At 37.2% G+C, this 11,994-nt stretch carries 12 protein-coding genes; all 12 read right to left on the bottom strand.

The window, feature by feature from the left end:
- Positions 1-133: 133 nt before the first annotated feature.
- The 12 genes from hisIE to trpC all read right to left on the bottom strand — a co-directional run bounded on the left by hisIE (position 134) and on the right by trpC (position 11,970).
- The gene (hisIE, locus tag ACJJVN_RS02685) at positions 134-814 is read right to left on the bottom strand and encodes a bifunctional phosphoribosyl-AMP cyclohydrolase/phosphoribosyl-ATP diphosphatase HisIE (protein ID WP_405377051.1); all 681 of its coding nucleotides are present in this window, start codon (positions 812-814) and stop codon (positions 134-136) included.
- A 176-nt stretch (positions 815-990) separates the two neighbouring features.
- On the bottom strand, positions 991-1,815 hold the full coding sequence (gene hisF, locus ACJJVN_RS02680; protein ID WP_405377050.1) for an imidazole glycerol phosphate synthase subunit HisF: 825 nt from the start codon (positions 1,813-1,815) through the stop codon (positions 991-993).
- Positions 1,812-2,525, bottom strand: coding sequence for a 1-(5-phosphoribosyl)-5-[(5-phosphoribosylamino)methylideneamino]imidazole-4-carboxamide isomerase (hisA, locus tag ACJJVN_RS02675; protein WP_405377049.1), 714 nt, complete (start codon positions 2,523-2,525; stop codon positions 1,812-1,814). Before hisA ends, hisF begins: the two co-directional genes overlap by 4 nt.
- 1 nt (position 2,526) lies before the next feature.
- Positions 2,527-3,123 carry an imidazole glycerol phosphate synthase subunit HisH gene (hisH, locus tag ACJJVN_RS02670; RefSeq protein WP_405377048.1) on the bottom strand — a complete coding sequence of 199 codons (597 nt, stop codon included), beginning with the start codon at positions 3,121-3,123 and terminating at the stop codon, positions 2,527-2,529.
- Positions 3,120-4,229 carry a bifunctional histidinol-phosphatase/imidazoleglycerol-phosphate dehydratase HisB gene (hisB, locus tag ACJJVN_RS02665; RefSeq protein ID WP_405377047.1) on the bottom strand — a complete coding sequence of 370 codons (1,110 nt, stop codon included), beginning with the start codon at positions 4,227-4,229 and terminating at the stop codon, positions 3,120-3,122. The genes hisH and hisB overlap by 4 nt, the downstream gene beginning before the upstream one ends.
- Before the next feature lie 118 nt (positions 4,230-4,347).
- A complete protein-coding gene (locus ACJJVN_RS02660) occupies positions 4,348-5,505 on the bottom strand; it encodes a pyridoxal phosphate-dependent aminotransferase (RefSeq protein ID WP_405377046.1) in 1,158 nt (385 codons plus the stop codon).
- A 56-nt stretch (positions 5,506-5,561) separates the two neighbouring features.
- A complete protein-coding gene (hisD, locus tag ACJJVN_RS02655; RefSeq protein ID WP_405377045.1) occupies positions 5,562-7,268 on the bottom strand; it encodes a histidinol dehydrogenase in 1,707 nt (568 codons plus the stop codon).
- Positions 7,268-8,134, bottom strand: a complete 867-nt coding sequence (hisG, locus tag ACJJVN_RS02650; RefSeq protein ID WP_104515713.1) for an ATP phosphoribosyltransferase — start codon at positions 8,132-8,134, stop codon at positions 7,268-7,270. The genes hisD and hisG overlap by 1 nt, the downstream gene beginning before the upstream one ends.
- 297 nt (positions 8,135-8,431) lie before the next feature.
- A complete protein-coding gene (gene trpA, locus ACJJVN_RS02645; protein ID WP_405377044.1) occupies positions 8,432-9,196 on the bottom strand; it encodes a tryptophan synthase subunit alpha in 765 nt (254 codons plus the stop codon).
- 169 nt (positions 9,197-9,365) lie between these two features.
- Positions 9,366-10,535 (bottom strand): tryptophan synthase subunit beta, encoded by a 1,170-nt coding sequence (gene trpB, locus ACJJVN_RS02640; RefSeq protein WP_405377043.1) that lies wholly within the window; start codon positions 10,533-10,535, stop codon positions 9,366-9,368.
- Complete coding sequence (locus ACJJVN_RS02635) at positions 10,532-11,170, bottom strand: phosphoribosylanthranilate isomerase (RefSeq protein ID WP_042295463.1); 639 nt, start codon at positions 11,168-11,170, stop codon at positions 10,532-10,534. Before ACJJVN_RS02635 ends, trpB begins: the two co-directional genes overlap by 4 nt.
- Positions 11,167-11,970 (bottom strand): indole-3-glycerol phosphate synthase TrpC, encoded by an 804-nt coding sequence (gene trpC, locus ACJJVN_RS02630; protein WP_405377042.1) that lies wholly within the window; start codon positions 11,968-11,970, stop codon positions 11,167-11,169. The genes ACJJVN_RS02635 and trpC overlap by 4 nt, the downstream gene beginning before the upstream one ends.
- Positions 11,971-11,994 lie beyond the last annotated feature (24 nt).

The raw sequence follows: 11,994 nt of genomic DNA, 5'->3' as shown, positions 1-11,994 counted from the left end.
GTATGTACAAGTAAATACGGTTAAGAGCGCGTTAATTAGAGTTTTTTTAAAGTTTTGGAGCATTAAAAAAAGCGGTTATATCATCAAATTTGATACAACCGCTTTTATTATTTATAAATAAATATTATCCTATTTATTTATGCCTTTTAGCGAGCTCTTTCTCAATATCTGCTAGAGATAATCCTTTGGCTTTTAATAAAACGAGGTAGTGATACATCAAATCACCAGCTTCATAAATAAAATCTTCCTCCTTGCCATTAATGGCATCGATTACCGTTTCTACAGCTTCTTCACCTACTTTTTGAGCTACTTTATTAATTCCTTTTTGGATTAATGAATAGGTGTAAGATCCTTCTACTTGATCGTCAATACGCTGGTGGATGGTCTTTTCTAAATCATTAATAGTAAAGCTGTCATTCTGTACTTGATGTGGAGTCTCTGTGGAACTATTATTTTCATAACTTTCATCCTTATTTCCATTTTCCCTTCCTTTGGAAGGGATTAAGGGTTGGCTATCAAAACAACTCACCGTACCGGTATGACAAGTAGGTCCATGTGCATTTGCTTTAATAAGAATGGTATCTTGATCACAATCGATCTTTATAGCTACTACATCTAGAAAATTATTAGAAGATTCTCCTTTAGTCCAAAGTCGTTGTTTGCTGCGTGAGTAAAAAGTTACTCTATTTTCAGCTTTAGTTTTTTCAAATGCCTCTTCATTCATATAACCTAACATCAACACTTCTTTGTTAGTAGCGTCTTGTACGATTACAGGCAATAATCCGTTTTCTCCTTTATTCCAGTCTAGTTTCATATTTGTTCCCACGAAAGTGGGAATCTCTTCGATTCAACACTTTCGATTTTATTTACGCAGGCGGAAATCTTCATTTCCCCACCGCAATCATTTTTAATGTCAAGCCGTCGTAGGCCAGACTTTATTTTGTCATTCCGCTGCGTAGCGGAATCGCTTTATTTTATCGCAATCCAATTTTAATTTCTCACAGCAACTCCAGCCGCAGCCAATTGTTTTTTCAACTCAGGAACTGGTAATTCTCCAAAATGAAATATACTTGCAGCAAGTCCAGCACTCGCTTCTGTGTCTTTAAATAAGTCTGCAAAATGAGCACTTGTTCCTCCACCACCTGATGCAATGATAGGAATACTCAATTTTCTAGAAATGGCATCGGTAAGTTCTAGAGCAAAACCATTTTTTGTACCATCATGATCCATACTTGTAAGCAAGATTTCTCCGGCACCCAATCTTTCAATTTCTTGACACCAAGAAATAGTTTCTAATTCGGTCTCTACACGTCCACCAGCTACATAAACTTTATTTCCGCGCAGGCGGAAATCTGTTGGTGTTGATTCGCTAGGCTTGCTTTTTGAATCAGCTAGATTCTCACTTTCGTGAGAATGCTTCGTATCCACCGCAACTACAACACACTGACTACCTAACTCTGCAGCGAGTTCACTAATTAGTTCTGGTCTTTTTACGGCTGCACTATTGATAGCTATTTTATCAGCACCAGCTTTAATGATTTCTTTGGCAAGAGCTACGTCGTTAATTCCGCCACCTACAGTAAATGGAATATTTAAAACAGCAGCGATTTCACGAACTAGCGGTACTAAAGTGTCACGCTTCTCAATAGTTGCGGTAATATCTAGAAAACATAACTCGTCAGCACCTTGAGCAGCATATTGTTTTGCAAGTTCTACAGGATCACCAGCATCTCGCAATCCAACAAAGTTGATCCCTTTTACGGTACGTCCATCCTTAATATCAAGGCATGGTATAATTCTTTTTTTTAAGCTCATACAAATTCTCTCAATTCCTTAAATGTAATTCTACCTTCATAGAATGCTTTTCCTACTATGGCTCCTTCGCAATTCATTTCGCGCAAGCGATATAAATCTTCTACGACAGCAACGCCACCACTAGCTATTAATTTAACTGGTGCTGTGTTAAGGATTTCCTTATACAGCTCATTACTAGTTCCAGCAAGCATACCGTCTTTTGCTATATCGGTACAAATCACATACTCGATTCCTTTTTTATTCCACTCTTTGATGAATTCTACCACTTCTAACTCGCTACTTTCTAGCCAGCCGTGTGTGGCGATCATTCCATCCTTAGCATCTGCTCCTAGGATAATCTTATCTGTTCCATATGTCGAAATCCAACCTTCAAAAGTTGCAGCATCCTTAACAGCAATACTACCGCCAGTAACTTGTTTCGCTCCACTTTCAAATACGACCTTTATGTCTTCGTCAGTTTTCACACCACCGCCAAAATCAACCTGCAAACCAGTCTGTCCAGCGATGCGCTCGAGCACTTTCCAGTTCACGACGTGACTACTTTTTGCTCCATCTAGATCAACCAAATGCAAGTGTTTTATTCCATTTGCTTCAAACTCTTTGGCTACTTCTAGTGGGTCTTCATTATAAACCGTTTTTTGGTTGTAATCGCCTTGTGATAGACGTACACATTTACCGTCTATAATATCTATTGCTGGTATAATACGCATACTATAATTCTATAAAGTTCTTTAATATCTGCTCACCTATTCCAGCACTTTTCTCAGGATGAAATTGTGTTGCATAAAAATTGTCTTTTTGCAAGACACTACTGAAAGGCAAAATATAATCACAAGCCGCAACTGTGTTTTCACAAACTTCAGCATAGTACGAGTGCACATAATAAACATCTGCTGCTGGTTGTAAGCCTTGCAAGATGGTAGATTGCAGATTAACAACTTCAGTATTTAAACTATTCCATCCCATGTGAGGCACTTTCATTCCTTCGGTAGCCGGAAATTTCTTTACGGTAGTATCAAAAATCCTTAGACATTCTGTATCACCTTCTTCACTGTGACTGCACATGAGTTGCATTCCTAAGCATATTCCTAGTACTGGCTGTTTCAATTCTTTTATGACTTGATCTAATCCACGTTCACGCAAATAGTTCATCGCGGTACCAGCTTCTCCTACGCCAGGGAAAATAACTTTGTCTGCCGCCTTTAATTCTTCAGGATCGTCAGTTACTTTATTCTCTATTCCTAGTCTGTTGAGCGCGTTAGTGACGCTTCCTATATTACCTGCGTTATATTTTACAATGGCAATCATAAAGTTCCTTTTGTACTCGGTAATTTACCATCACCAGTTTGTTTTACCGCCATTTTTATTGCTTTGGCAAATGCCTTGAAAAGCGCCTCTATTTTGTGGTGCTCGTTATCGCCTTCTACTTTCATGTTCAGGTTGCATTTTGCCGCATCGCTAAATGATTTAAAGAAGTGGAAGAACAGCTCTGTAGGCATATCACCCACATACTCACGTTTAAATTCTGCTTCCCAAACGATCCATGGTCTACCACCGAAGTCTATTCCCACTTGTGCTAGCGAGTCGTCCATAGGTAGCAAGAAGCCATATCTATTGATTCCTTTTTTTGAGGATAACGCTTTCGCGAAAGCGTCACCCAAAGCAATCGCCGTGTCTTCAATAGTGTGATGTTCATCTATTTCAAGATCGCCATTTACTTTAATATCTAAATCTAATGAACCGTGACGTTGCAACTGCTCTAGCATGTGATCATAGAACTTTAAACCTGTGTCAATTTTTCCGTTTCCAGATCCATCAAGGTTTAAAACGATGTTGATATCGGTTTCATTTGTTTTACGGCTTACCGTGACCTTGCGAGGTTGTCCTTTTAAAAAGTCAAAAATCTCTTTCCAAGAATCCGTTTTAAGAACTACTAGTTCGTCTTCAAATTCACTATCATCAGTAATACTAGGTAGCTGTATTCCTTTACAGCCTAAATTCTTAGCCAGTTGCATATCGCTATTGCGATCACCGATTACAAAACTATTCTCAAGGTCGTAATTACCTTTTATATAATGCGTCAACAAACCAGTTTGTGGTTTACGAGTAGGTGCATTTTGCTCAGGAAAAGAACGATCGATTAAAACCTCACTGAAGTTAATCCCTTCGTTTTCTAGCACATTCATCATTAAATTGTGCACTGGCCAGAAGGTATCTTCAGGAAAACTATCTGTTCCTAATCCATCTTGATTAGTCACCATAACTAGTTCATAGTCCAGCTCACGAGCGATTCGATGCAGTTGAGTAATCGCCATAGGCAAGAACTCTAACTTTTCATAACTATCCAGTTGATAATCTACTGGTGGCTCTTTTACGATGGTACCATCGCGATCTATAAATAATACTTTTTTCATGTATTTCCGCGAAGGCGGAAACCTCTTTCCGCAATCGACTTTATTTGATTAAATGCCATCAACGATGACTCTTTTATAATTTTTAAACTATTGAAGAACGGCTTCGGTTTTAATTAATCTAATTCTCTTTAATTTCTCGCAACGCTGTAATCACTGCTTTACACTCCATCATCGTCCCAACGGTAAAACGCAAGGTGTCTTCAATCTGACTGCTGCGATTACGTATAATAATACCTTTATCACGTAGGTAATTATAAACTTGCGTAGCGTTTTCTACTTTGGCAAGTACAAAATTTGCCTCACTAGGATATACTTCTTTTATAAAGTTAAAACTGTTTAAATGCTCCACAAGAAAATCTCTGTTATGGATGATTTCTTGTATTTCAGTTTTTGTTTTTTCTTCGTTTTGTAAAGCCTCTAGAACTGCTTTTTGAGACAATTCATTTACGTTATACGGTGGCTTTGTTCTATTGAATAATTCAATGATTTCTGGAGAAGAAAAGGCAAATCCTACTCGAGCACCAGCCATACCATGAGCCTTAGACATGGTTTGTAACACCACAAGGTTAGGATAGTCTTCTAGACGTTTTATAAAACTCATGTTCTCTGTAAAATCTTGATAAGCCTCATCTACAACGATAATTCCATTAAAACTACCGAACAATCTATCTAATTGTCTTTGGTTTTCTAGCATTTCTGCCTCAAACTCAGGAGCAAATGGCATATCCATCATACCACCACGAGTGTAATTTTGTGCTTGCCAGTCGTGTTTTAAATCGGCTTTGAGCAATACGTTACCTGTAGGATTATTAGGAGAGCATATCCATAATAGTTTTATATCCGCGCAGGCGGATATCTCTTCGAGTATTTCATCAACGTTCAACTCAAAGCGATCATTCAAAGGAACCTTCAAAACACTAACATCATTAATCGCTGCACTAACTTCATACATTCCATAAGTAGGCGGACAAGTAATTACTGTGTCTTTTCCTGGTTCACAGAAAATGCGATACAATAAATCAATAGCCTCATCACTACCATTACCTACAAATATTTGATCTGGTGAAATGTCTTTTTGTTTTGCCAATTCTTCTTTGATAGAAGACTGTAACGGATCTGGATAACGGTTTAAATCTCCCTTAGGATTTTCATTTGCGTCTAGTAACGTCAGCTCATTTTTATCGCTGCCGTATAAATCAAATTCACTGCGCGCACTAGAATATGGCTTCAAATTCCAGATGTTCTTGCGGACTATGTTTTCTAAGTTAAATTCCATTTTATTTTATTGCGTGTAAGCCCCATTGTCCTGCGGACATTTCCCCAAAGGGGAAACTAATTGGGTCTCGCTGCGCTCGTGTTTTTTATTGTTTCAATTACTGATTCTAAGTCGTTTAATACATTGTCATTTGTGAACCTTATGACTTTAAAACCTTGTGATTCTAAAAAATCTTGTCTTAATCTGTCCTCTTCTATTTGATTTAAATGTATGTCTCCATCTATCTCTACGATTAAACGTTTTTCAACAGATGCGAAATCAACTATATATTTATCAATGATGTGCTGTCTTCTAAATTTAATGTCTAACTTTTTATTTCTCAATTCTTCCCAAACTAACGCTTCAGTTTCTGTTGGGTTTTTACGCATTTGAGAGGCTCTTTCTTTTAATGTACTGTAAATCGATTTGCGTGCAGTTTCATAAGAGTATTTTTGACGTCCTTTAAAAGTCCCTTCCTCTGGAAGGGATTTAGGGTTGGCTTTTATACTATTTAAACGAAGGGTAACCGCATTTTTATGCGCATCGAGACCTTCGGCAGTAGCCATAATTTCAACGGCTGGTCCTAGGTTTTTTAAACCTTGTGGTGTTGCTTTTTGATAGGTCACTTTGTTTACAAAACTATCTACTGACACGCCGCTATAATTACGCGCATATCCATAGGTAGGTAATGTGTGGTTTGTACCACTAGCATAATCACCTAAACTCTCGCAAGTATATGAACCTATAAAAATAGATCCAGCAACTTGAATTTGCTCTGCTACATCATCAGCATTTTCTGTATTTATGATCAAGTGTTCTGGTGCATAAGCGTCCGACCATTTGATGCATTCTTCTATACTTTCTAGAACGATAGTTTTACTGTTTTCAATAGCTTTTTCTGCTGTTTGCTTTCGCGAAAGCGTACTTAATTGAATAGTTAATTGTTCATTTACAGCCTCGGCTAGAGTAGTAGAATCAGTTAATAGAATTACTTGAGAGTCTGGTCCATGTTCTGCTTGTGCTAGTAAGTCTGCTGCTACAAATGCTGGGTTTGCTTCTTGGTCTGCAATAACTAAAACCTCTGATGGTCCAGCAGGCATATCAATGGCGACACCTTGTTGTTGAGCAAGTTCTTTAGCTCTTGTTACAAATGCGTTTCCAGGGCCAAATATTTTGTCAACGGCAGGAATACTTTCTGTTCCATGAGTCATTGCAGCAATTGCTTGTGCACCGCCGGCTTTATAGATTTCTGTAACTCCACAGAGACTTGCTGTATATAATACGGCTGGATTTATATCTCCGTTTGCATCTGTAGGGCTACAAAGTACAACACGTTTATTACCTGCTATCTTAGTAGGAATGGCTAGCATTAATACCGTAGAAAAAAGAGGAGCAGAGCCACCAGGAATATACAGTCCTACTTTTTGAATAGGTAAAGATTTTCTCCAGCAGGTCATGCCAGGCATGGTTTCTAGTACGGGATAGTCCTTTGTAAAACAAATGACGTGAAACTTATAAATGTTTTGGTAAGCCGTTTGAATCGCTTCTTTTAAATCTGGCGCTACAAGTGTTGCTGCATGCTCGATTTCTTTTTCTGTAACTCTTAGAGAATTTAATTGTGCTTTATCAAACTTCTCTGCAAAAGCAAATAACGCCTGATCACCATTTTCTCTAACCAGCTGTATGATATCTTTTACAGCAGTCTCTACATTAGCACGTTCTTGTTGCGGACGTTCTAATAGGTCTTGTTGTTGAGAATAGTCAGGATTAGAAATAATTTTCATTATGCGATCAATTTTTCAATTGGACTTACTAAAATGCCTTGCGCACCAGCATCTTTTAATCGGTCGATTACATTCCAGAAATCATTTTCTTCAATCACAGAGTGTAAACTGGACCATCCTTCTTCAGCAAGTGGTAAAACTGTTGGGCTTTTCATACCTGGTAATAAGGCAGATATTTCTTCTATCTTATCATTAGGTGCGTTCAATAAGATGTATTTGCTTTTTTGTGCATTTTGCACAGCATCTATTCTAAAGGTAAGCTTATTTAATAACTCTTGCTTATCACCGCTTAGATTAGGATTCGAAATTAAAACAGCTTCACTATACATTACTGTTTCTACTTCTTTAAGACCGTTCATTATAAGAGTAGATCCTGTAGAAACGATATCGCAAATACCTTCTGCAAGGCCTATTCCTGGTGCAATCTCTACAGATCCGCCTATTTCTTCTGTCGTTGCATCGATTCCTTTTTCTGTAAAGAATTTTTTAACGATTGTAGTATAACTACTAGCTACCTTTTTACCGTTAAACCATTCTAGACCTGGATAGTCTACATCTTTTTGAACAGCTAGACTTAAACGACAGCCTGCAAAACCTAGTTGCTTGATCACGTCTACTTCTTGGTCTTTTTCTTCTACCTCATTAAGTCCTAGAATTCCAAGGTCTGCAACACCATTTGCCACGTATTGTGGTATATCATCATCTCTTAAAAAAAGAATTTCCATAGGGAAATTTTTTGCTTGAGTAGATAATTTGCGACCACCGTTGTCAAATTTAATTCCGCAATCCTTTAAGAGTTGCAAAGATTTGTCTGATAGTCTTCCTGATTTTTGTACTGCTATTCTGATCATAATTTTTGTTGCCATTCTATTTTGAGAATGTTGTTTAAGCTGCTTACAAACTGTTTTTTATTTCAAACTTTTTTAAAACAAAAAAACCGCCTGAAACAGACGGTTTTTTGTAAAATATGTTTGAGTTACATCAATACATTTTTAGCTCGCCTGACGGGAAGTAAAAAAATGATGATGATGTACGTTTTGTGTTTTCATTGTGGTGCAAACATAATACTGAAAATTGAATATTAAAAGGATATCCTAGCTTATTGATAGGATTTAACTTTAATTTAAAACTTTATCCGTTTTGATTATGCTTTAAAGATAAACTTATTTAATCGATGCTACAAAATTTGTAGCTGCCTTAGATATATCCTCTACATTAGTAATTTGTCTTATAAATTCACTACCTATAATTGCTCCATTTACATACTTACAGGCATCATTAAAATTCTGTTGATTTTTAATATTAAAGCCGGTAAGAATAGGAGTTTTTAGTTCCATGTCTTTAAGCTTACCTAAGTAGTCTGCTGCTGCAGAGAAATCTGTTTTAGATCCTGTAGTACTTGCAGAGCTTACTGCATAAATAAAGCCGTTAGAGTTATCGTCGATTTCTCTAATGCGTTTTTCTGAAGTTTGAGGAGTTACTAAGAATATGTTGCTGATGTTATATTTCTCAAAGACTTCTTTAAATTCTGTCTGATAAATATACATAGGTAAGTCAGGAACAATTAATCCGTCCACACCTACTTCTTGACATCTTTTGCAAAATGCCTCAAGGCCATATTGCATCACAGGATTGAGATATCCCATTAGAAGAACAGGAACTTTAGGAGTATTATTTTCTAATTGAGAAAATAATTTTTCAATAGACATTCCATTCTCTAAAGCAATTTTACTACTTTCTTGAATAGTAGGGCCATCTGCTAGTGGATCGCTGAAAGGGATTCCTATTTCTACTAGATCAACCTTTGCGTTTTCGAGTGCTGTTAATAGAGTAGTGGTGTCCTCTAATTGAGGATATCCAGCGGTATAGAATATATTCAACAAGTTTTGAGGCTTGTTTTTAAGTAATTCTGTGAGTTTATTTTTCATTTTTTTTTCAGTTTTCAGCGCATCGCATGCGCTTAGTTGGGCGATGTGCAATCCATCCTTGTGTTTTCAGCACATCCACATGCGCTCTATTCTAGGTAAGTACCACCTATCTTAATATTTTCAACGCATGACATGGCATGCGCACAGCATAGTAAGTGTGACTTTGTTTCTACAGTAGGTTCAATTCTTCCATATACGTATTCATATCCTTATCTCCACGACCAGAAAGGTTAATCACTACACGATCAGTTGGTTTTAAGTCTAAGTCTTTTAAGACAGAAAATGCATGAGCAGTTTCTAAAGCTGGAATGATACCTTCTAATCTACTTACCTCTACAGCAGCTTCTAGTGCTTCAGCATCTGTAACAGCCATATATTGAGCGCGGTCAGACACTTTTAACCATGCATGTGCTGGTCCTATTCCAGGATAGTCTAGTCCAGCACTTATACTATGCGGCTCGATAACCTGTCCATCTTTATCCTGCATCATTATAGAACGACTAGCGTGCAATACACCAGGAGTTCCTAGAGTTAATGTAGCCGCGGTCTTATCGGTATCGACACCTAAACCAGCCGCTTCTACCCCTATTAATTTTACTTCTTTATCATCTAAAAAGTGATAAAAAGCTCCCATAGCGTTAGAACCGCCACCTACACATGCAATGACATAATCTGGTAAACCATCCATTTGCTTCTTAATCTCTTCAGAAATCACCGATTGATATCTTGCTACCATGTCAGGATAAGGATGTGGTCCAACTACTGAGCCTATAATGTAATGAGTGTCTTCTGGATTATTGATCCAGTCTCGCATTGCCTCATTAGTCGCGTCTTTTAAAGTTTTAGAACCGCTAGTTGCAGGTCTAACTGTTGCACCTAACATTTTCATGCGGGCAACATTAGGCGCTTGACGTTCTATATCTTTCTCGCCCATGTAAACGATGCATTCCAGGCCTTTTAATGCACATACGGTTGCTGTTGCTACACCATGTTGTCCTGCTCCGGTTTCGGCAATGATTCTTTTTTTACCTAGTTTTTCGGCAAGTAAAATCTGACCGATCGTGTTATTTACTTTATGAGCACCGGTATGACAAAGATCTTCTCTCTTTAACCAGATTTGAGCTCCATATTTTTCAGAAAGTCGCTTAGCTAAAAATAGTGGAGTAGGGCGACCTACATAATCTTTAAGCAATTGATGAAACTCTTTTTGAAATTCTGGTGATTTTTCTATTGCTAGATAATTCTCTTGTAGTTCTTCAATATTAGGATAGAGCAATTCTGGAATGAATGCACCACCGAATTCTCCATAAAACCCTTGTTCATTTACTTGATAGCTCATTTTCTTAATTTTTCTATGAATGTTTTTATTTCTTCTATGTTTTTAACGCCAGGTTCAGTTTCAAATTTTGAATTAAGATCAATACCTAAAAACATATTGTGTTTAAATTCTTTTACTAATGCGACATCATCTTTTGAAATGCCACCGCTCAATAAAAAAGGAACTTCTCCTTTATAAGAGTCGAGAATAGACCAATTAAATTTCTTACCACTACCACCATAATTGGGAGTAGCTGTGTCAAATAAGAAGAATAGTTTACCAACATATTGTGCTGCAAGTTCTTCCCATTCTTTTAAACTATTGAAATCAAAGTCCTCTGTGATTTGAAATGCTTTAAATATCTTGATGTCTATTTCTAGTAACGCTTTCGCGAAAGCGGAATCCTCATCACCATGTAATTGAATAACATCTAGTTGCAATGGTATAACATCTTTTAAAATGTTTTCAAATGTTTCATTTACATACACGCCTACGGTACCTTTATTCATGGTTTGTTGGGCGACCTTTTCTTTTTGAGAATCGTCTACAAATCGTTTAGACTTTGAGTAACGTATAATTCCCATAAAATCAATATCCAGTTCTTGTAACTGGTTAATGTTTTCTATATCGCGCATACCGCATACTTTAATCATCATGACTTTATGGCTTTTATAAATTGCTCGCAGCTTGCTCCTGGTAGATCTGTTTTCATGAAGTTTTCTCCTATAAGGAAACCTTCAAAGCCTAGTGTTTTAAGTTCTTTTACTATTTCAGGATCTGAGATACCGCTCTCTGATATGGCAAGAACATTTTCAGGAAAATGAGGTAAAAGATCTTTACTGTTTTGAATATCAGTTTTAAACCTTTTTAAATCACGATTATTAACTCCTATCACAAACTTAGACGTATTCAAAGAAGTGGTTACCTCTTTAATGCGATTAAGCTCTTCTAAATCATGAACCTCAAAAAGAATTTCAAGACCTAGATTGATCGCCTCTAGAGACATGGTTTTTAATTCTTCATTATTTAGACATGCTGCGATAAGTAGGATAGCGTCTGCTCCATAAGCTCGCGCTTCATGAATTTGATATAGATCTATCATGAAATCCTTGCGCAGGATAGGTATGTTAACTTGTGATCTTGCTTCTAGTAAATCGTCTAGCGTACCGCCAAAGAAAGGCAAATCAGTTAAACAGCTGATAGCGCTTGCACCGGCATTTTCATATCCTTTTACTACTTCTGTTAGGCTTGCAGGACATTGAAACGAGCCTTTACTAGGGCTTTGTCTTTTATGCTCGGCAATAATACCGCTGCCTTTCTTCAAGCTATCGTTTAAGGATAGCGTTTCTCTAGAATAATGAGGCATTTCTCTTAGGTCAGAAAGAGAGGTAACCTGCTTTCTAGCTTTTAAATCTAGAGCGGTTTGATTTGTTATTTTCTTAAGAATGTCTTCCATTTTATTTCTTTTTAGGCAGGTGTC

The sequence above is a fragment of the Nonlabens sp. Asnod3-A02 genome, from assembly GCF_045063755.1.
In the GTDB taxonomy this organism is placed as follows: Bacteria; Bacteroidota; Bacteroidia; order Flavobacteriales; family Flavobacteriaceae; genus Nonlabens; species Nonlabens xylanidelens.
This window is presented reverse-complemented; position numbering and strand designations above follow the sequence as displayed.